Origin of the sequence: Pseudomonas eucalypticola (assembly GCF_013374995.1) — a bacterium.
GTDB classification, from domain to species: domain Bacteria; phylum Pseudomonadota; class Gammaproteobacteria; order Pseudomonadales; family Pseudomonadaceae; genus Aquipseudomonas; species Aquipseudomonas eucalypticola.
The window spans coordinates 3,851,751-3,871,358 of the sequence record NZ_CP056030.1; the positions used below are offsets into that span (position 1 = coordinate 3,851,751).

At 66.0% G+C, this 19,608-nt stretch carries 22 protein-coding genes; 6 read left to right on the forward strand and 16 right to left on the reverse strand.

Annotation, left to right across the window (positions count from 1 at the left end; all coding sequences use genetic code 11):
• Window positions 1-166 precede the first annotated feature (166 nt).
• The 3 genes from HWQ56_RS17000 (at window position 167) to HWQ56_RS17010 (ending at window position 3,943) form a co-directional block, all read left to right on the forward strand.
• Window positions 167-997, forward strand: a complete 831-nt coding sequence (locus HWQ56_RS17000; RefSeq protein ID WP_176571247.1) for a GNAT family N-acetyltransferase — start codon at window positions 167-169, stop codon at window positions 995-997.
• A gap of 17 nt (window positions 998-1,014) precedes the next feature.
• Window positions 1,015-1,719, forward strand: coding sequence for a cupin domain-containing protein (locus tag HWQ56_RS17005; RefSeq protein ID WP_176571248.1), 705 nt, complete (start codon window positions 1,015-1,017; stop codon window positions 1,717-1,719).
• A gap of 301 nt (window positions 1,720-2,020) precedes the next feature.
• Window positions 2,021-3,943 (forward strand): tyrosine-protein phosphatase, encoded by a 1,923-nt coding sequence (locus HWQ56_RS17010; RefSeq protein ID WP_176571249.1) that lies wholly within the window; start codon window positions 2,021-2,023, stop codon window positions 3,941-3,943.
• Here the strand turns inward: HWQ56_RS17010 and HWQ56_RS17015 are convergent.
• A complete protein-coding gene (locus HWQ56_RS17015) occupies window positions 3,931-4,923 on the reverse strand; it encodes a helix-turn-helix transcriptional regulator (protein ID WP_158153298.1) in 993 nt (330 codons plus the stop codon). The two genes, HWQ56_RS17010 and HWQ56_RS17015, sit on opposite strands and share 13 nt — an antisense overlap.
• Before the next feature lie 163 nt (window positions 4,924-5,086).
• Window positions 5,087-5,812 carry an SDR family NAD(P)-dependent oxidoreductase gene (locus tag HWQ56_RS17020; RefSeq protein WP_176571250.1) on the reverse strand — a complete coding sequence of 242 codons (726 nt, stop codon included), beginning with the start codon at window positions 5,810-5,812 and terminating at the stop codon, window positions 5,087-5,089.
• Between the two features lie 99 nt (window positions 5,813-5,911).
• On the opposite strand from HWQ56_RS17020, the gene HWQ56_RS17025 reads away from it, so the two are divergent.
• Window positions 5,912-6,805 carry a LysR family transcriptional regulator gene (locus HWQ56_RS17025; protein WP_158153300.1) on the forward strand — a complete coding sequence of 298 codons (894 nt, stop codon included), beginning with the start codon at window positions 5,912-5,914 and terminating at the stop codon, window positions 6,803-6,805.
• On the opposite strand, the gene HWQ56_RS17030 is transcribed toward HWQ56_RS17025, so the two are convergent.
• A complete protein-coding gene (locus HWQ56_RS17030; protein WP_176571251.1) occupies window positions 6,792-7,970 on the reverse strand; it encodes a GGDEF domain-containing protein in 1,179 nt (392 codons plus the stop codon). The genes HWQ56_RS17025 and HWQ56_RS17030 overlap by 14 nt on opposite strands.
• Window positions 7,971-8,167: 197 nt before the next feature.
• Between HWQ56_RS17030 and HWQ56_RS17035 the strand changes: the two genes are divergently transcribed.
• On the forward strand, window positions 8,168-8,842 hold the full coding sequence (locus HWQ56_RS17035; protein ID WP_158153302.1) for an MgtC/SapB family protein: 675 nt from the start codon (window positions 8,168-8,170) through the stop codon (window positions 8,840-8,842).
• A 54-nt stretch (window positions 8,843-8,896) separates the two neighbouring features.
• Here HWQ56_RS17035 and HWQ56_RS17040 read toward each other — a convergent pair whose 3' ends face one another.
• Together HWQ56_RS17040 and HWQ56_RS17045 are read right to left on the reverse strand one after the other, a co-directional pair.
• Window positions 8,897-9,307: a cupin domain-containing protein gene (locus tag HWQ56_RS17040; RefSeq protein ID WP_176571252.1), complete on the reverse strand. Its 411-nt coding sequence runs from the start codon at window positions 9,305-9,307 to the stop codon at window positions 8,897-8,899.
• Between the two features lie 52 nt (window positions 9,308-9,359).
• The gene (locus HWQ56_RS17045; RefSeq protein WP_158153304.1) at window positions 9,360-10,511 is read right to left on the reverse strand and encodes an aldose epimerase family protein; all 1,152 of its coding nucleotides are present in this window, start codon (window positions 10,509-10,511) and stop codon (window positions 9,360-9,362) included.
• Between the two features lie 152 nt (window positions 10,512-10,663).
• Between HWQ56_RS17045 and HWQ56_RS29285 the strand changes: the two genes are divergently transcribed.
• The gene (locus tag HWQ56_RS29285; protein ID WP_267903662.1) at window positions 10,664-10,798 is read left to right on the forward strand and encodes a hypothetical protein; all 135 of its coding nucleotides are present in this window, start codon (window positions 10,664-10,666) and stop codon (window positions 10,796-10,798) included.
• A 117-nt stretch (window positions 10,799-10,915) separates the two neighbouring features.
• On the opposite strand, the gene HWQ56_RS17050 is transcribed toward HWQ56_RS29285, so the two are convergent.
• The 11 genes from HWQ56_RS17050 to HWQ56_RS17100 form a co-directional block, all read right to left on the reverse strand.
• Entirely contained in the window at window positions 10,916-11,749 is an 834-nt protein-coding gene (locus tag HWQ56_RS17050; RefSeq protein ID WP_176571253.1) for an ABC transporter substrate-binding protein, read from the reverse strand.
• Window positions 11,750-11,773: 24 nt separating this feature from the next.
• Entirely contained in the window at window positions 11,774-12,502 is a 729-nt protein-coding gene (locus HWQ56_RS17055) for an amino acid ABC transporter ATP-binding protein (RefSeq protein WP_176572419.1), read from the reverse strand.
• Between the two features lie 23 nt (window positions 12,503-12,525).
• Entirely contained in the window at window positions 12,526-13,269 is a 744-nt protein-coding gene (locus HWQ56_RS17060) for an amino acid ABC transporter permease (protein ID WP_176571254.1), read from the reverse strand.
• 6 nt (window positions 13,270-13,275) lie between these two features.
• Window positions 13,276-13,977 (reverse strand): amino acid ABC transporter permease, encoded by a 702-nt coding sequence (locus tag HWQ56_RS17065; protein WP_158153308.1) that lies wholly within the window; start codon window positions 13,975-13,977, stop codon window positions 13,276-13,278.
• A gap of 109 nt (window positions 13,978-14,086) precedes the next feature.
• On the reverse strand, window positions 14,087-14,839 hold the full coding sequence (locus HWQ56_RS17070) for an SDR family oxidoreductase (protein WP_176571255.1): 753 nt from the start codon (window positions 14,837-14,839) through the stop codon (window positions 14,087-14,089).
• Window positions 14,840-14,932: 93 nt separating this feature from the next.
• The gene (locus HWQ56_RS17075) at window positions 14,933-15,703 is read right to left on the reverse strand and encodes a LamB/YcsF family protein (RefSeq protein WP_176571256.1); all 771 of its coding nucleotides are present in this window, start codon (window positions 15,701-15,703) and stop codon (window positions 14,933-14,935) included.
• An 11-nt stretch (window positions 15,704-15,714) separates the two neighbouring features.
• Entirely contained in the window at window positions 15,715-16,119 is a 405-nt protein-coding gene (locus HWQ56_RS17080; protein WP_176571257.1) for an acetyl-CoA carboxylase biotin carboxyl carrier protein, read from the reverse strand.
• 11 nt (window positions 16,120-16,130) lie between these two features.
• Window positions 16,131-17,090: a 5-oxoprolinase subunit C family protein gene (locus tag HWQ56_RS17085; RefSeq protein WP_176571258.1), complete on the reverse strand. Its 960-nt coding sequence runs from the start codon at window positions 17,088-17,090 to the stop codon at window positions 16,131-16,133.
• Window positions 17,087-17,758, reverse strand: coding sequence for a 5-oxoprolinase subunit PxpB (pxpB, locus tag HWQ56_RS17090; protein ID WP_176571259.1), 672 nt, complete (start codon window positions 17,756-17,758; stop codon window positions 17,087-17,089). Before pxpB ends, HWQ56_RS17085 begins: the two co-directional genes overlap by 4 nt.
• Window positions 17,755-19,107: an acetyl-CoA carboxylase biotin carboxylase subunit gene (gene accC / locus HWQ56_RS17095; RefSeq protein WP_158153314.1), complete on the reverse strand. Its 1,353-nt coding sequence runs from the start codon at window positions 19,105-19,107 to the stop codon at window positions 17,755-17,757. Before accC ends, pxpB begins: the two co-directional genes overlap by 4 nt.
• Window position 19,108: 1 nt before the next feature.
• The gene (locus tag HWQ56_RS17100) at window positions 19,109-19,531 is read right to left on the reverse strand and encodes an acetyl-CoA carboxylase biotin carboxyl carrier protein (protein WP_158153315.1); all 423 of its coding nucleotides are present in this window, start codon (window positions 19,529-19,531) and stop codon (window positions 19,109-19,111) included.
• Window positions 19,532-19,608: the final 77 nt, after the last annotated feature.

The following is a 19,608-nucleotide window of genomic DNA, read 5'->3' on the forward strand; positions in this document are numbered from 1 at the left end:
CCTGGCTCGGTCCTGGCATTTGCTGCTGAGCGCCGTGGCGGTGGAAGCAGTTAATGTGGCCCGCCCCGTGCCGCCGTGCACAATCTGCCGAAGTTGTCTCGCCCCCTTGCCAGCCCTCGGCGCAGGTGCGATACAAGGCGCCATCGCGACCCACCGGAGCCCCCCCATGCCTGACTACACGTACCGCCCCATGACCGCCGCCGACGTACCGGCCGCCCATGCCTTGTCCGTTGCCCTGAAGTGGCCGCACCGCGCCCAGGACTGGGCCATGCTGCAGAGTGTCGCCGACGGCTTCGTCGCCCTGGACAACGGCCGCGTCATCGGCTCGGCCTTCGCCTGCCACCAGGGCGCGTGGTCGACCATCGGCCTGGTGATCGTCAGTGACGACTACCAGGGCCATGGCATTGGCCGGCGCTTGATGGACCTGGCACTGGCAAGCATCGGCCCACGCACGGCGCTATTGAATGCCACCGTGGCGGGGGCGCCGCTGTACCGCAAAATGGGTTTCGTGGAATTCGGCCACATTCAGCAACGCCAGGGGACCGTGGGCGCCCTGACCGCGCCTGCCACGCCGGGCCGCGGGCTGACGGCGGCAGACCACCCCCGCATGAGCGCGCTGGCCAGTGCCGCTACCGGGCTGGCGCGCGGCAGCGTGATGCAGGCGGTGTTTGCCGACATCGAGCAGGCGGTTGGCATCGATGTCGACGGCCAACTTCAGGCCTTCGCCGTGCTTCGCCCATTCGGCCGCGGCCGCTGCATAGGCCCGGTGGTGGCCGGCAGCGCCGAGCAGGCGCAAGGGCTGATCGAGCACCTGCTGGCCCAGGTGCCGGATGCCTTCGTGCGCATCGACATCCCCGTGGGCTGTGGGCTTGAAGGGTTCCTGGACAGCGTCGGTTTGCCCGGGGTGGATACCGTTACCTGCATGAGCCGCGGGGAAATCCCGCGGCCCTCGGGTGACGCGCGTGCCTTTGCGTTGGTCACTCAGGCCATTGGTTGATTGCAAGGGAAAAAGATATGAGCGGTTCGATTGCAGTGGTGTTGGCGTTTGCAGAGGGGCACGCTGCCTGTGGCGCGGCAGGGGTTGGCCCATGGGTGGCCGACGACCCGTTCGCCGCAGGGCGCAGTACCGTCTTCACGGACGACCTGGGGTTTGCTGCCGGTGTCGTCAGGGTGGGCGGCCGCCATGAAGTGGTGGACTATCCGCTGACGGAGATGCTGGTCGTGCATGCAGGGGAATTGAGCGTGGTCAGCGGCGAGCAAGTGGTGCACTTGAAGGCCGGGGGCAGCGTGGTCATCGCCCGGGGCACGGCATTCACCCTCGACGCTGGCGCCGAGGCGCTGTGGGCCTGGTGCGCAACCCGCGCACAAGCGGGCGCAAAGCCTGGGCTGACGGTACTGGACCGGCACGCCCACTTGAGCCCGTCCGCGCCGCCGGGTGACGACATCCTCATCAGCCAGGCCCCCCAGTGCCGGGCCCAAGGGGCGTTTGAGGAAGGCGCCCTGCGCGTCGGCGTGTGGGACTCCACTGCGTATGAGCGACGCAGCCGCGGGCATCTGTGCCACGAGTTGATGCACCTGACCGAAGGCCAGGTGACATTGCGCCTGGACCAGGGCCGCGAGCTGGTGGTGAACCCAGGCGACACCGTTTTCGTCGCCAAGGGCGCGGGTTGCGGGTGGTTGAGCCAGGGCTACGTGCGCAAATTCTACGCCGTGGTCTGAGGCGCTTGCTACCAAGTCCTACGGGCTGGCCACCTTGCGCAACCGCACGGGCCTGCGGCTGGAAGAGGTGATATTGGCGACATTTCTGCAGCGGTTGCTGGACGTCCAGGGCGCGTTAGCCTGAGAGGGCGCCACGGGCGCGGCGCTTCGCCAGCAGGCTGTTTCAGGCAATGGCACGGACAACACGCGCACAGTGCGGACACTTCGCGCAGGCTTTTCTGCGCCCGGCGCAGTTGTCACATTGGCGTTCATCTGGACACAGATAGTAGGCAGCCCAACCCGTTCCCAAGGAAGCTGCATTGTGCTGTCCCGACTCCTCTGTTCACTGTCTGCCATGACGCTGTCGATCACCGCTGCCCAGGCCGCCGAAACCGACGCCATCACCACGCCCATCCTGAGCAGCGTCGACAACTTCCGCGACATCGCCGGCACCACGACGGCGTACACCACTGCCAATGACGGCACCATGCGTACGGGGGTGTTCTACCGCTCCAACGCCCTGACGCCATCGGCCGCGGACCTGGCGACGCTCAACAGCCTGGGGATCACCGCAGTGTACGACCTGCGCACCGCCAGCGAGATCGCCGCCACCCCCGATACCCAGCTCGACGGCGCGACCTACACCAACGTCGATATCCTGGGCAACCTGACCTCGGGGGCGGTGCTGAGCAGCATCACCGTGGACAGCGCAGCCAGCGCCGTGGCGCTGATGCAGGAAACCAACCGCGAGTTCGTCAGCGACGCCAACGTGCGCAGCGAGTTCGCCGTGCTGTTCAATGACCTGGCTTCGGTGGACGGCGCCGCGCTGTTCCACTGCACCGCGGGCAAGGACCGCACCGGCTGGGCCACGGCCGTACTGTTGAGCATCGCCGGGGTCGACAGCGCCACGATCATGGCCGACTACCTGGCTACCAACGCCTACACCGCCACCCGGGTCGATGCCACGCTGGCCGCACTGCCCGCCAGCCTCGCGGCCATTTACGAGCCGACCCTGACAGTGGACGCCAGCTACCTGCAGGCGGCACTGGACGAGGTGACCGCGCTGTACGGCAGCATGGACAACTACCTCAAGGAAGGCCTGGGGCTGTCCCAGGCAACTATCTATGTGCTGCGTGCCAAGATGGTCTACTACAACAGCCTGCCCGGCCAGGCGGGCTTCGTGGGTAACGCCGCGGCCGGGGCCCTGTTGCTCCAGCAATTGCAGAACAGCAGCCTGTCCGGCGCCTACACCGCCTACAACTACTACCTGCAATCGGCCATCGACGCTGGTGACCTGGGCGGCGTGCAGTCCACCATCGGCGGCCAGGTGCATGCCGACGCCGCCAGCTACCTGCTGCGCCAGGACGCCTTGATCGAGGGCGCCGCCGCCCCTTACGCCAGCGGCACCGACCTCAAGGTAGGCCAACGCAGCGTGTGGACGGCGGGCCTGGCCGGCTACCTGGGCACCGATGGTTCAAGCCAGGCTGCCAGCAGCAATGAACACACCCAAGGCACGATGGTCGGGCTGACCCAGCGCTTCAGCGAACAACTGAGTGGCCATGCCGCCTTCGGCTACAGCCGTGGCAGCATCGGTGGCGCCAGCGGCTCGGTGGACACCGACCTGACCTTCCTCACCGCCGGCACACGGCTGGGGGCCAACAGCCTTGAGCACGGCCTGTTCGTCAGTGCCGATGCCATGGCCGGTTATGTGGACTACAGCAGCAAGCGTCAGATCGGTGGTGGGTTGGGGGCGGCCGACGGTGATACCCATGGCACCCTGAGCAGCGCCAACGTCGCCCTGGGTTACCGCCTGCCCATGAGCCAGGTGACCCTGGAACCGAGCGTTGGCGTGCGGATCAGCCACCTGAACCTGGACGGCTTCGACGAAAAAGGCAGCGAAGTGGCCCTGGACGTCGACGCCACGCACCAGACCCGGCGCAGCGCCTTCACTCAGCTCAAGGCCTCGCTGGCGCCGATTGGCGTAGCCCGGGGCTGGCAACTGGTGCCGGGTGCCCAGGTGGGTTACGAGCATGTGCTGGGTAACCACTCAGTGACCAGCGACGCACACCTGCTTGGCCTGGACATCGAGCAACAGGCGGCGTATTCCACCCGCGATCAGTTCAGCGGCGCCCTCAACCTGACGGCCAGCCTGGGTGCCTTCAGTGTCGGCGCCGAAGCCGGCGCGCTCACCGGTGGCGGTAGCCAGGGCGTGAGCGGTAGCGTGAAGGCCAGCTACCAGTTCTGACCGGCGCTGCGCAGGCCATTGCGAACGTCCTGCGGGCTCAACCCGTAGGCGTTCTGGAAGTAGTGGCAGAAACGTCCGACATTGGAAAACCCCAGCTGCAGGGCGACCTCGGTCACCGAGGCCGCCGCCCCTTGCCGGAAGGCTTCATAGGCACGGGCCAGGCGAACCTGGCGCTGGTAGGCGGCGATGGAGGTGCCCATGAAACGCCGAAAACCGTCCTGCAGGGCGCGCAGGCTGACATGGCTGAGCGCCGCCAATTCGGTGCTGCTGACCAGGCAGTGGGGGTGTTCCTGGATGTACTCCATGGCCAGGCGCACGTGCCGGGGAGCGATGGACGGGCCAGGCCGGCGCAGCGCCTCGCTGTAGCTGTGCGGCCAGCTTTCCAGCACCGCGTCCACCAGCATTTCCTGCAACCGCGTCGGCATCAGGGCGCTGCTGTTCATGAGCGTGTCCAGCTCGTCACCCGTGGCGAACGCAACGATGGCCTTGATGCCCTGAAAGGCCTCGCGACTCAGATCCACCTGCGGCTCGAAACGAATCTTGCGCACGATGGGGCGGCCCAGCAAGGTCGACAGCCGTTGAGTGAACAGCCCGCGGCGTATCGACAGGCCATGCTGCCCGTGGCCATCAATGATCTGCACTGAGCGCACCTGGGTCTTTTCCACCGCCAGGCCCACCTGCGGCCTGCCCACGGTGGCGTCCGCCAGGTTGAAAATGATCTGCCCCGCCGTGGGGATGACAAAGGTGATCTCGTCATCGAGGTCGGGGATCTGCACGGTGAAATCGCCCCGATAGCACAGGCGCCGGAAGCTGACGCCTTCATAGCGGCCATACACGCCGGCGATACTCACGGGGCTACCGGTGCGGGGAAGGTCGTTGTAGAGGTTGCCGAACACCCTGGAAAAGAGGCTGCCAAATGCTTCGCCGCCCATGTGGTCGGAGCGGATGATGAACGGCCTGCGCGAGACGGCTGCGTGCATGATGGTCGATACCTGAACGGGCGATGCGCCCCTGGCCAGAGCAGCTTGCCCGGCCGGGGTGCTTGATTGTTGTAACGAGCGCTGTACATGCGATCGGCGGCAACGCTAGCAATGAAACATGACAGCGACATGACGCTACACAATCTTGACACTTGCGCAGGCGCTAGCGCATCACAAGACCGCCATCCACCGCGTATTGGCTACCGGTCACATAGCTGGCCTGCGCCGATAGCAGGAACAGCGCCACCGCGGCGGCCTCGTGCGCTGAACCGGCGCGCCCCAGGGGTACCTGTTCGACCACGGCGCGCTCGAACTGCACCTGCGCCGCCTCGCCCATGAACCCGCGAAACCCGGTGTCGATGGGCCCCGGCACGATCGCGTTGACGCGAATGCCCCGGGGCGCCAGGCTTGCCGCCCAGCACCGCACCATCGACAGTAACGCCCCCTTGGTGGCGGCGTAGGCACTGACCAGCGGCGCCGCCTCGAACGCCGACGATGACGCCGTCACCACCACCGAGGCACCCGGTTTCAATAGCGGTGCAAGCCGTGCCAGCTGCAGCGCCGGCGCTCGTACGTTGGTCGCCATCAGCGCGTCGAAGCACTCGGCGGTCATCGCCTCCAATGCGCCCACCCGGGCAAACCCGGCGTTGAGCCACAACCCATCCAGGCCCCCTGCTCTTTCGGCCGCCGCGGCCAGGACCTGGACGTTGACGGGGTCGCCAACATCGCCCAGTACCACCACGCAGTCGTCTGTCGGGCTGAGGGATTCGTTGCGCCGCCCACTGGCGATAACCCGGCCACCCTGCGCGAGGATGTGCTGGGCACCCGCCAACCCGATGCCTCGGGTACCGCCCGTAATCATCACGGTCTTGCCACTGAACATGCTCATGTCACGCCTCCGGTCGGGGTCAAAGGCACAGCATGCCAACAGCCGATTCGAATAATAATCGGCTATTATCCCCGAAGGTCATTTAGTAACGGAGGCATAATGCGCGGTAGCGAATTCGCGGAACTGAAGGCCTTCGTCGCCATCGCCGAGCACGGTAGTTTCACCCGGGCGGCGGCCTACCTGGGCATGTCGGCCTCGGCCCTGAGCCAGACGCTCAAGGCGCTTGAGATGCGCGTCGGCGCCCGCTTGTTCAACCGGACTACCCGTAGCGTTGCGCTGACCGAGACAGGGGCACAGCTGCTGGCTCGTCTGCAACCTACGTTCGAGGCGCTGGAGGCCGCGGTGGCCGAGGCAGGTGCCAAGCCCGGAACCGTCACTGGCCGCCTGCGTATCAATAGCACCCGCGACGCCGCCCTGCACTGCCTAGCCCCGCTGGTGGCGCCGTTTTTGCAATGCCACCCCGGCATCAAGCTGGAAATAGAGGTGGACGACCGCCTGGTGGACATCGTCGCCCAGGGCTATGACGCCGGCGTGCGGCTGGGCGAGCGGCTCGAACAGGACATGATCGCGGTAAAGCTGGGTGGTGAACTGCAGATGATGGTGGTCGCCGCCCCCGCCTACCTTCAGCGCTGCACAATGCCGCTCACGCCCCAGGACCTGCGGCAACATGCGTGCCTGGGCTACCGCCGGCCCACGGACGGCAGCCCCTACCGGTGGGAGTTCGAACGTGACGGCAAGGTGCTGGAAGTCAAGGTGGACGGGCCCATCCTGGTCAGTGACCCGGCCATGCTGACCCGTGTGGTACTGGACGGCGCCGGCCTGGCCTACCTCTTCGCCCATCAGGTGCAGGCTTACGTCGAACAGGGCTTGCTGGTGCAGGTACTACCGGACTGGACACCGCCCTTCGCGGGCTTCTATCTGTATTACCCCAGCCGCTCGATGAGCGCCCCGCTGCGGGCCTGGGTGGACTTCCTCCGCCTCAGGGCCCCGTGACCGGCGCGGCGGCTGTCGTGGTGCGGTCCACCAGGCGGATACTGTCGCGTCCCCCGCGCTTGGAGGCATAGAGCGCGTGGTCGCCCTGCTCGATCAGCGCGGCCAGGCTGGTGGGCGGTCGGTCGAACAGGGTGGCGCCAATGCTCAGCGTGACCGGCGTGGGCGTGTCGAAGGTCTGCGCCGCGACGTGGCGGAACTGCTCGCGCAACGCCGTTCCCAGGGCTTCGACACGTTCGCTGGAGGCATTGGCCAACAGGATCACGAACTCATCGCCGCCCAGCCGCGCTGCCAGCGAGCCCTCGGGCAGCACTGCACGAACCATCTCGCTGAGGGTAATCAGCAAGCGGTCACCCGCCGTGTGGCCGTACAGGTCGTTGACCGGTTTGAAGTTGTCGATGTCGATCAACAGCAATGCCCCGGGGCGGTGACGGGCGACCTGGTTGAGCAACCGCGGCGCGCGGACCTCCAGCGCACGGCGGTTATACAGGGCCGTCAACGGGTCGCGGTTGGCCAGGCGGGCGATCTGCTGTTCGCGGCGATAGCGCTCGGTGCCGGTCATGGACAACGCGATCAGCATGATCGCGATGGCGCCTTCCACCAGGGAAATCTGGATGATTTCCCCGCGGAAGGACACCAGGTCGATGGCAGTGCCGGAAATGGCCGCGGTGCCCACCTTGAACAGGTAGAACAAGCCATGGCCCAGCAACACATAACGCAGCTGCACCGCCCCGACACTGAGGGACTTGCCGTGGGGCCGCAGCAGGAAGCTGGCGCGCAGGGTCACCAGGACGATCATCGACGACTGGACCATCAGCATCACCTTCGACCAGGCCTGGTCGCTGGGCAGCGTGAGCATGGCCAGCCAGACCACCACGATCAGGTACCAGCCCCGCGACAGGCGGGTTTCGGTAAACCGCGCCACCCCCAGCAGGAACAGCCAGTGCGCCACCACCAGCAGGCCATTGGCGAACCATACCCCCACCAGCACCAGGCCGCTGCCGCGCATCAAGGCCAGCACACAGCCGACGGCGATGATCGCGAAGCCACCACTCCAGAACAGCAGCGATGCCTCGCGAACGCTGCGCCACTCCACCGCCAGGTAAAGCGCCGCCGCCGCAGCCAGGGCGACGGAAAGGGTCAACATTGTGGGTGGATCGAGCGTCATAACCTGACTGGCCTGTCAATTCTGCGGTTAAAAGCCGGATTGTAATCGCTTGCCGGGCTTTTTCGCAGGGGCCAGCGGACCCCACATTGCCGCAGCCGCGATTTTTCCGACCAAAGAAGCCAGACTCAGAGAGACCGCGCCCAGAACCAACCTGGCGGCCCACAGGTCCACTCTGCGTCAACCAAAGGGAGGAAACCATGCTCAGTGACTGGGAAATGTGCATTCGTCTGCTGCTGGCGGCCTTGCTCGGCAGCCTGATCGGCCTGGAACGCGAGCGCCTGCTGTGGGCCGCCGGGCTGCGCACGCATATGCTGGTGTGCGTGGGCTCATGCCTGCTGATGATCGTCTCGGCTTTCGGCTTCCATGATGCCTTGCAAATGGCCCATACCGAACTGGACCCTTCCCGGGTGGCGGCGCAGGTGGTCTCGGGGATCGGCTTTCTGGGCGCCGGCTCGATCCTGCTGCGCGGCGAAGTGATCCGCGGGCTGACCACGGCGGCCAGCCTGTGGACGGTGGCGGCGATCGGCCTGGCGGTGGGGGGCGGGCTCTACGCAGTGGGCACTGCGGCGACCTTCATGATTCTGCTGATTCTGGTGGCGATCAAACCGGTGGAGCGCCTGTACCGCAACAAGGTGAAGAAGCACGTGCTGAAACTGGTCGCGCCGTCACGCACCCTGACCTTGAAAAAGGTCAACGAGGTGATGGGCAACCGCTCCAGCAAGGTCAAGCAGTTCATCGTCGAGAAAGGCAGCCAGGAGGACACCGACAGCGTCACCATCGAGCTGGTGCGCACCTCCGGGGCCCAGGCCGAGGAAATCCTCAAGCAGTTGCTGACCATCGAAGGCGTGCAGGAAGACCAGGCGGCCCAGTGAACCCGGACCGCCCCCCAACCGGGCGTCAGTCTTCCTCGGCCGAGGCCGGTGCGGTTACTGAGGCAGCACCTGGGTCAGCGGCTTGCCCAGCTCGGTGATGTAGGTGGACACGATCTCGGTTTCCTGCGGGCCGTTCTTGACGATGTGCGGGGCACCGGCCGGGGTTTCGAAGGTGTCCCCGGCATGCAGCACGTGCTCCGGCTGGCCGTCGATGGCAATGGTCACCGAGCCGCGCGCCACGTAGCCCGACTCCAGGTCTGGGTGGGTGTGGTGCGGCGAGTTGGTGTTGGCCGGGAGGATGATGCGAATCACGTTCACTTCATAGCCCGCCGGGTAGACCACGTGTTGCAGCACGGTGCGCGAGCCGGCCGCAGGCTTTGCCGCCGGAGGGGTGGAGGTGCAGCCCGCCAGGGCCACGAGGGTAGCCAGCATCGCGCAGGCCTTGCCGTTGAAACCAACCATCATGTGTTTCCCTTGTTCACATCAATATCAAGTGGCCATCTTACCGCCACGCCGGTCAGTCGTGGGAAAACTTCATCACCGTGGTTTGCTGGTACAGCTGGCCGGGGTTCAGCCGAGTACTGGGGAACGCAGGCTGGTTGGGCGAATCGGGGTAGTGCTCAGCCTCCAGGGCAAAGGCCCCCCAGTGCCCATACACCTTCCCAGCCTTGCCCTTGATGGAGCCGTCCAGGGAGTTGGAGGTGTAGAACTGCACCGCGGGCTGGGTGGTGAACAGCTGCAGGCGACGGCCCGAGTGCGGGTCACTGATTTCCACGGCCGGCTTGCTCAGGTCGCCCTGGGTGTCCAGCACATAATTGAAGTCGAAACCGCCCTGCTTGGGCTCCGCGTACTTGAGTTGCGGGTGGTCCGCCTTGATGTGGGTGCCGATTGGCGTGGGCGCCAGGAAGTCCATGGGCGTACCGGCCACCGGGGCGATCTCGCCGGTGGGGATCAACTTAGCCGAGACCGGCGTGTAATGGCTGGCGTGCAGGGTGGCCACCTGGTCCAGGATGGTGCCGCTGCCCGCGCCTGCCAGGTTGTAATAGCCGTGGTTGGTCAGGTTGACGACCGTCGGTTTGCTGGTGGTGGCGTGGAACTGGATGCGCAATTCGTCCTGTTCGGTCAGGCTGTAGGTCACCTGGGTGGTGAGCTCGCCGGGAAAGCCCATCTGGCCGTCGGCGCTGACGTAGCTCAGGGTCACGCCCACCGAGTCCTTGTCGCGCGTGGGCACTGCTTTCCAGACGTGGGTGTCGAAGCCCTTTGGGCCGCCGTGCATGGCATTGGGGCCGGCATTGAGGGGCACCTTGTAGACCCGGCTGTCGAGGGCGAAGGTGCCGTCGGCGATGCGGTTGGCGTAGCGGCCGATGGTGGCGCCGAAGTGCGGATCGCCGTTTTTCGCCTGGTAGTCGCGGGCGTTGTCGAAACCCAGCAGCACATCGTCGAAGTGACCGTTCTTGTCGGCGACGATCACCGACTGCAGGATGGCGCCATAGGTGATCACCCCCACCTGCATGCCGTGGCTGTTGGTCAAGGTGTACTTGTCGATGGCCGTGCCGTCGGCCAGGGTGCCGAAGCTGCTGCGCTGGCTGGCCAACCCCGCGGCGTGGGCGGTGATGCTGGCCGTGAGCAGGGCCAGGGCGAGGCTCGAGCGTAGCGGTAGGTGGTTCATCGGTCACTCCATGTGCGCAAAAGCCTTCATGAAAGCATGATATGACCCCAGGGCGGATCCTACTTAGGTAGCAAGCGAAGAAAAAATGAATCAACCCGCGCCGGGGTCGGTCAAGACCTATGTATGCAGTCAATCTGGCGAGGTAAACACACATGACCATCGAAGCAGAGACACTGGTAGAACTGACCGAAGCCCTGCAACAGCGCGGCCTGGTACTGGTTTCGGACGTACACTTCACCCGCGCCCCGTACCGGCATGACCATCACTGGGTCTGCTGCGTGGAATAACCCTCCAGGCCCCTGGAGGACGCGCGACACGGCCGCGCGACGCTCGGGAACGGTACCCGCCTGCTGTCAGCAGAGACGGGCGACCTGGTTCCCGAGCGTCGCACAGCCCTTACCGAATCACGGCAGCGGGTCGAACTTCAGGTCGGCGAGGCTTTGCACCTTGTCTTCACGAACCATCTTGTAGGCAGTGTCCGGGCCGATCCAGCGGTTCCAGATGGCGTCGATCTCACCGGCCTGGTCCATGGCGCGCAGGGCTTCATTGACCTTGGCCAGGAAGGCGGGTTCGCCCTGGCGCATGCCAGCACCGATGGGTTCCAGGGCCATGGGTTCCTTGGCGATGGCCAGGTTCACCCCACCCTCCTTCGCCTGGCCCACCAGTTTGATGGCGGTCATGGTGTTGGTCACCAGCCCCACGACTTTGTTCTGCTGCAGGGCCATGTAGGCTGACCCGGTGTCCTGGAAGGTCACGGGTGTGGCATCGGCCAGGCGGATCGATTGCTCCGACGTCGAGCCCTTGGTGGAGCTGATTTTCTTGCCCTTGAAGAATTCACGCGGCTGGTCGGCGTTCGGCGCGCGCACCACCAGGGTTTCCTTGGCGATGTAGTACGGGTCGCTGAACTGGATCTGTTCGGCGCGGCTCTTGGTGTACGCCAGGTTGGCGAAGATCAGGTCCACGCGGCCCATCTTCACCTCCGGCACCCGGGCTTCCACCGACATCGGCTTGAGCTCCAGGGCCACACCCAGGTGCTTGGCCAGGGCAGTGCACAGGTCGACGTCCATGCCTACCAGTTCGCGGGTGGTCGGGTCGGGCGCCGAAAACGGTGGCACGTCGGCGTACACACCGCAGCTCAGGCTCTTCTTGGCCATCACGTCGCTCAGCTGGTCGGCGTGGGCCACCGCGATGGCCAGGGGCGCCAGGGCGATGGCGGTCAGCAATTTAGTCAGTGCCATGGGGCTTACTCCAGGGGGTTGGATTCAGTGGGCGCGCAGGTCGGCGATGAAGCGCTGCGCACGGGGATGGCTGGGTTGGCTGAAAAACTGTTCGGGGGCGGTCTTTTCCAGGATTTGCCCGGCGTCCATGAACCAGATGGTGTCTGCCACTTCGCGGGCAAAATTCATTTCGTGGGTCACGCACATCATGGTCATGCCCTCCTTGGCCAGGCCCTTCATCACGCTCAGCACTTCGCCGACCATTTCCGGGTCCAGGGCGCTGGTGGGTTCGTCGAAGAGCATCACCGGCGGCTCCATGGCCAGGGCACGGGCGATCGCCACCCGCTGCTGCTGGCCACCGGACAGCTGCGCCGGGTAGGCGTTGGCCTTGTGCGCCAGGCCCACGCGGTCCAGCAACTGCAAGGCCTGGGCCTTGGCGGCGCTGGCCTTGAGGCCGCGCACCTTGGTCGGGGTGAGGATGATGTTGTCCAGCACCGACAGGTGCGGGAACAGGTTGAAGCTCTGGAACACGAAGCCGACACGGCTGCGCAGGCGGTTGAGGTTGGCGTCGGTGCCGTTGACGTCCTGGCCGTCGAACAGGATCTGGCCTTTCTGGATGTCCTCCAGGCGGTTGACGGTGCGAATCAGCGTCGACTTGCCCGAGCCCGACGGCCCGCACAGCACCACCACTTCGCCGCGCTTGACCTCGGCGGTGATGTTGGTGAGTGCCTGATACTCGCCATACCATTTGTTGATGCTGGAAAACATGATCATCGGATGCATGAAGGCAACCCTCTTCAGTTATCGGTGGTCAGCAGGGAAGCCTGCGGCGTCGCGGTGGCGGCACTGCCCAGGCGCTTGCGGGCGATGCGCCCTTCCAGCGCGCCGGCCAGGCGGGTCAGGCCGTAGCACAGGACGTAATAGGTGATGGCCAGGATGAAGAACACCTGGAACGGCTTGGTCAACAACTGGTTGTTGACCTGGTTGGCGGCAAAGGTCACTTCCTGCACGTTGATCACGTAGCCCAGGGAGGTTTCCTTGATGATCGACACGAACTGGCTGATCAGGCTGGGCAGCGCGTTGTAAAGCGCCTGGGGCAGGATCACCCACAGCGTGGTGCGCACATAGCCCAGGCCCAGGGCGCGGGCGCCTTCGTACTGGCCACCGGGCAAGGCCTGGATGCCGCCGCGGATGATCTCGCCCAGGTACGCGCTCTGGTACACCACCAGGGTGCAGAGCATGGTGGTGAAGCCGGTGATGTTGTGGCCGATCAGCAAGGGCACCAGGAAGTAGGTCCAGAAGATCACCATCAGCAGCGGAATACCGCGCAATACGTAGACCCACACGGTGGCCGGGTAACGCAGCCAGCGCCAGGGCGATACCCTGGCCAGCGCCAGCAGCAGGCCCAGCGGGAATGCCAGTACCAGGGCCGAGGCCGCCAGGATCAGCGTGCTGGCCAGGCCACCCAAGGGGCCGTGGGGGTATTGGCCGATGAGGAAAAGCGGCCAGTTGTCGTGGACAATCTTGAACAAATCGAACATCGCGGCCTACCTCGCCAGGGCTTTGCTGAAGTGCCGAGCCACCAGGGCGCCAGCGCCCATCAGCATCAGCGAGAACGCCAGGTACACCACCGTGGCCACCAGGTATGACTCGAACGTGCGGAAGGTGTAGTTCTCCACTTCGCGGGTAGCGTAGGTCAGTTCCACCACGCCGATGGCCATGGCCAGGCTGGTGTTCTTGAACAGCAGCACGCTGTGGTTGATCAGCGACGGCAGGCAGTTCCTGACGCCCTGGGGCAGCACCACGTAGCGCAGCGAGCGCACGTAGCCCAGGCCCAGGGCACGGGCCGCTTCGGCCTGGCCACCGGGAATGGCGCGCAGGCCGCTGCGAATGTCTTCGCTGAAATAAGCGGCCTGGCACAGGCCCAGGGCGATGATCGCGAACAGGTACTCGGTACTGAAATTAGCGAGCCACACCTGGGTGTTGTCGCTGAGCAGGGTCGGGATACCGAAGTACCACAGCATCAGCTGCACCAGGGTGGGCACGTTGCGGTGGTAGGACACGTAGGCCGCCACCAGGCGCTCGGCGTAGCGGTTTCCAGTCAACCGGATGGCCACCAGCAACAACGCCAGGACCATCGCCAGGCACCAGGCAAAGAGGGCCAGTTGCAGGGTCATGCCGATGCCCTTGAGGATCAGCTCGGTGTATTCGCCCTGAAAAACGGCGGCAAGATCGAAGTCATGCTTCATGGTCAATTCCCATCGACATGCGGCGTGGGGCAGATACAAGGCGCCAGGGCAGCCCCGGCGCGGGTACGGCAGTGACGGCTTGGGCCGTTCTTCTGGCGGGGCGTGGTGCTCAGGCCTGGTAGTCCTGGGGGCGCGCGGTGGACAGGCCGCCCGGCACCTGCAGGGTGGGAGTGATCTCCATATGGCCGACGTTCATCGACACCGGCGCGGCAATGGCGAAAGCAATGGCGTTGGCAATGTCCTTGGCTTCGGGCAATTCGAAGCCTTCGATGAAGCGTTGGCGTACTTCTTCGGAGTCGCCGTGCACGTGGGCGAAAATGTCGGTGGCCACGCGGCCAGGGCAGATTTCGGTCACCCGCACACGCCTGCCGAACGCGTCCACGCGCAGTTGCTTGGAGAGCATGCTCACCGCCGCCTTGGTAGCGTGGTAGGTGGCGTTGCCGCCGAAGTTGTAGGCGGCAGCGATGGAGCTGATGTTGATGATATGGCCGCTGTCGCGCTCGACCATGCCTGGCAGCGCCAGGCGTGCCAGGTGCAGCACCGCGCGCAGGTTGACGTCCACCAGCAGGTCGATGCCCTCGGCGTCGGCCTTAAGCAGCGAACCCGGACGGTCGACACCGGCGTTGTTGACCAGGATGTCGAAGCGCTGGCGCTGGAACAGCGCGGTCAGCCCGGCCAGGTCAGTGACGTCGATGGCGTGGGCGATGCAGCCCGTGCGTTCGGCAAGCTCCGCCAGCTTGTCGGCGCTGCGGGCCAGGGCGTGTACCTGCAAGCCTTCGGCGCACAGGCGCTCGACCACGGCGGCGCCGATGCCGGAGGAAGCGCCGGTGACCAGCGCGGTTTTATAGTCGGAGAATGGCATGCTGTGTTCCTCAATTCCTGCTTCTGTTCTGGACTGTACCGAGCCAGGCTCGCAGCGACCAAGACGCATTGGTTGTGTGGCAATAAGGTGCGCTTATGACCGCACCAGTTGGCTGACAGGGGTGATGACGGCGCCCTGCCCTTCGATGAATGAGCGCAATTGGCGCGCCAGTTGCACTGCGCCCGGCGTGTCGCCGTGCAGCAGGATGGAACAGGCATTGACCTTGACCGCTTCGCCGTCGAGCGTGGTGACAGTGCCGTGTTGCAGCAGTTGCGCCACCCGCTGGCGCACCTGGGCCGGGTCCTTGATGACCGCGCCGGGGGTACCCCGCGGCACCAGCAGGCAGTTGCGGTCGTAGGCACGGTCGGCCAGGAAGGTGGTGGCCACGCGCAGCCCATGCTGGTCGGCGGCGGCCTCGATGGCCTGGCTGCTGGACGAACTGATGATCAGGCTCGGGTCGAACCTGGCCACCGCCCCCACCAGCACCTCGGCCATGTGCGGGTCGGCGGCCACGCGGTTGCCCAGGGCGCCGTGGAAGCTCATGTGGGTCATGGGGTGGCCGACCACGGCGGCCATGCCGGCCAGGGCACCCAACTGGTAGACCACGCAGGCGGCCAGCTCGGGCAGGTCGATGTTCATGGCGCGGCGGCCAAAGCCTTGCAGGTCGGGGTAGCCGACATGGGCCCCCAGGTCGATACCCAGGGCCTTGGCCCGACGCACGGTGGTGTCCATGATCAGCGGGTCGCCGGCGTGAAAACCGCAGGCCACGTTGGCAGAGGAAACGATCTCCATCAGCGCCTGGTCTTCGCCCATGGTCCAGGGCCCGAAGCCTTCGCCAAGGTCTGCATTCAAATCGATACGCATGGTATGCCTCCTCAGTTGACCAGCTCGAACAGCGGCTGGCCATAGCCCACGGGTTCACCTTCACCGGCACGCAAGGCGCTCACCTGCCCGGCCCGGTCGCTGCGCACCGGCAGCATCAATTGGCCGATCTGCAGCACGCCCAGCAGTTGCCCGGCCTGCACCCGGTCGCCCACCTGGACCCAGGGCTTGCGCTCGTCCGGGTGCTGGCTGAAAAAGTGCCCCGGCCCGCTGGCGTTCACCGTGGCCACGGGTTCCGCTGCCTGCACCACCTGGGCCACAGGGACCGGCGCTGGCAACGGCGCCTTGGCCGAACCGCGCCGGATCATCAGCTCGAAACCGCTGCGCTGAATGTGCAGTGCAGTGAGGTTGGCGGCGCTGAGCCAGGTGACCAGTTGGCGAATATCCTTGATGTTCATGGCGGCGCTCCTCAAAGGGTGTGCAAGGTCAGCAGGCGCCGGGTGGCGTCGAGGAAAGCCCGGTTCGCCTCCAGCGCGTCCAGGGCCTGTTCGTAGCTGCAAGGAATGAACCGCACGTGGCTGCCAATGGGCGCCTGACCCAGCCGCCAGAGGTCGGCCTCGATCACCGTGGCGAATTTCGGATAGCCGCCGCTGGGTTGGGCGTCGCGCATCTGGATGATCGGCTGGCCGCCGTGGGGCACCTGGATCACGCCGGGCACGATGCCGTGGGAGCGGATTTCCAGTGGCTGCTTCGGCAACAGGGGCTCGCCTTCCAGGCGGTAGCCGTAGCGGTTGCTCTGGGTGGTTATTTTCCACTGCCCGGCCCAGAACGCGGCTTGCGAAGCCTCGCTGAAACAGTCGTATTCGGCTGCCGGCAATACACGCATGGCGGGTACGCCGTCCACCTCCAGGGGCAAGGCCCGGGCCGCCAGGCCGACGCCGAAATCGGTAGCCCCCGCCAAGCCCGGGCGGCCGGCTGGCAGACGGTCGCCCTGCTGCAGCATACGCCCCTGCCAGCCACCGAACTCCCCGCGCAACTGGGTGCTGCGCGAGCCGAGCACCTGGGGTACGTCGACACCGCCGGCCAGGCACAGGTACGCGCGGCTGCCCGCCGCTGGGTAATTCAACTTCAACACCTGGCCGGCTTGCGCCTGTGCCACCCAGTTGGGCGGCAGCGCCTGGCCATCCAGGGTCGCGCCGCATGCGGCACCGGTGACGGCGAAGGCACAGTCTTCAAGGAAGCGCACCTGGAAAGGGAACAGCGGAATCTCGATGGCGGCGTCGCCCTCGGCGTTGCCCAGCAACAGGTTGCCGAGCATCAACGACAGGTTGTCCATGGCCCCGGACGTGCCGACACCGTAGCCCAGGCTGCCATGGCGACCCAGGTCCTGGACGGTGGCCAGGGCGGTGGCGCTGATGATCTCGATCATCGAATGATCCTCTCGATACGCAGGCGAATATGGTCACCCGGCTGCAGCAGCGCGGGGGGCGATTGCAGGGCGTCGAAGAACACCATGTCGGTGTGGCCGATGGTGTTCCAGCCGCTGGGGCCTGCCGAGGCCGATACACCGGTTTGGACGCCGCCGATGGAAACGGCACCGGCGCCGATGTTCAGCACCGGTACCTGGCGCCGGGGGGTGGCCAGCCGCGGGTCCATGCCGCCCAGGTAGCAGTAACCCGGGTGACTGCCCAGGGCGTACACCGGGTACAGCGGTTCGCAGTGCAGGTTGCAGAGGGTTTCCACGTCGAGCCCGGTGTGGGCGACGACGTCGGCCATGTGGGGGCCGAATTCGCCGCCGTAGGTCACCGGCAGTTCGACGATGCGGCCTTCCAGGGGTAGCGGCTGGCAGGCTTCCCACGCCTCCAGCAGGTGGCTCTTGAGGCCATGCAGGTCGCGCGGGGGTTGGTGGAACGTCAGCATCAGGTTGTTCATGCCCGGCACGGCTTCGCGTATCGCCGGCCAGCCCTGGGCGAGACGGGCCAGGGCCCAGATCCGTTGCTGTGGCGCCAGGTCCAGCGCCCCCGGGGCTTCGAACAGCACGGCGGTGGTGCCCAGCAGGCTGATGCGCGGGGTGGCGTCGATGTTCAGGGCACTCATGCTGAAGTCCTCGTGTGCAGCCAGCGTTCAAGGTGGTGGATGTCGACGCCGCCTTCGCGGAAACCCGGGTCCTGGAGGATGTCCAGGTGCAAGGCGATATTGGTGCTGATGCCTTCCACGCGCATCTCGCCCAAGGCCAGCCGCATCCGCGCCAGGGCCTCTTCACGGGTGGCGCCGTGGGTGATCACCTTCGCCACCATGGAGTCGTAGTACGGCGGTACGCGGTAGCCATGGCTGACGTGGCTGTCGACCCGCACCCCGTAGCCGCCGGGCACTTCCCAGCGGCTGACGACGCCGGGGGTGGGCATGAAGCTGGCCGGGTCTTCGGCGTTGATGCGGCATTCCAGGGCGTGGCCGTGAACGCCGATGTCGGCCTGGCTCAGGCTCAGCCGCTCGCCACGCGCCATGCGAATCTGTTGCTGAACGATGTCGATGCCCGTGGTCATTTCGGTGACCGGGTGTTCCACCTGCAGGCGGGTGTTCATTTCGATGAAATAGAAGGCGTCGTGCTCGAACAGAAATTCGAACGTACCCACCCCGACGTAGCCTATCTGCCGGCAGGCGGCGGCGCAGCGTTCGCCCACCTGGGCCAGTAGTGCCGGGGCGATGCCGGGGGCGGGTGCCTCCTCCATGACTTTCTGGTGCCGGCGTTGCAGCGAGCAGTCGCGCGCCCCCAGCCACAGGGCATTGCCGTGGGCATCGCAGAGCACCTGGATTTCCACGTGGCGCGGCTCGCCGAGGAATTTCTCGATGTACAGCTCCGGGTTGCCGAAAGCGCGCCGAGCTTCTTCGCGGGTCAGGTTGATGGCGTCGAGCAGCTGGCTCTGCTGCTCCACCACGCGCATGCCGCGCCCACCGCCACCGCCGGCGGCCTTGACGATCACCGGGTAACCGATGTCGTGGGCGATGGCCAGGATGGTCTCGGGGTCTTCAGGCATGCTGGTGTCGGGACCCGGCACGCAGGGCACCCCGGCCTCGCGCATGGCGCGCTTGGCAGCCACCTTGTCGCCCATGGTGCGAATGCAGGCGGCGCTGGGGCCGATGAAGGTCAGGCCAGCCTGAGCCACGCGCTCGGCGAAAGCGGCATTTTCCGAGAGGAAACCGTAGCCAGGGTGAATGGCCTGGGCGCCGCTCACTTCGGCGGCGAACAGCAGCGCAGCCTGGTTCAGGTAGCTCTGCCCGGGGGCGGCCGGGCCGATGCACACGGCCTGGTCGGCCAGTTGCACGTAGCGGGCCTCGCGGTCGGCCTCCGAGTACACGGCCACGGTCCTGAGACCCAGGCCCTGGCACGCGCGCAGAATGCGCAGGGCGATTTCGCCGCGGTTGGCGATCAATACAGTGTCGAACATGTCACGCCTCCCCCAGCTGAAAAACGGCTTGGCCGGCCGCGACTTCCTCGCCGCTGGCGGCAAGCACCGCCAGCACGGTGCCGGCCCGTTCGGCCTTGAGCGGGTGGAACATCTTCATGGCTTCCACCACGGCCAGGGTCTGGCCGGCTTCCACTGGGTCGCCCACTTGCACGAATACCGGCTGGTCGGGGGCGGGAGTCAGGTGCAGCACGCCATACAGGGCCGCGCAGGCTTCGAAGCCCGCGGCAGGTGCCGCCTGGGGGGCGACAGGGCTGGGCGCTACCTGCGGCGCGGCGGCGACAACAGGCGCCGCCGCACCCTCGCGCAGCAGGCGCAAATGGGTATCGCCTTCGTTGAGGCTCAGTTCGCTGAGGTCTGAGGCGGCCATCAGGTCGATCAGCGCTTTGATGCGTTCCGGGTTCATGCAAAAGCCCCTGCCGTGAATGAGAAAAGTGGCTGGGTAAACGATATCGAGCGGCGCAAAACACGGCCAAGACGGTT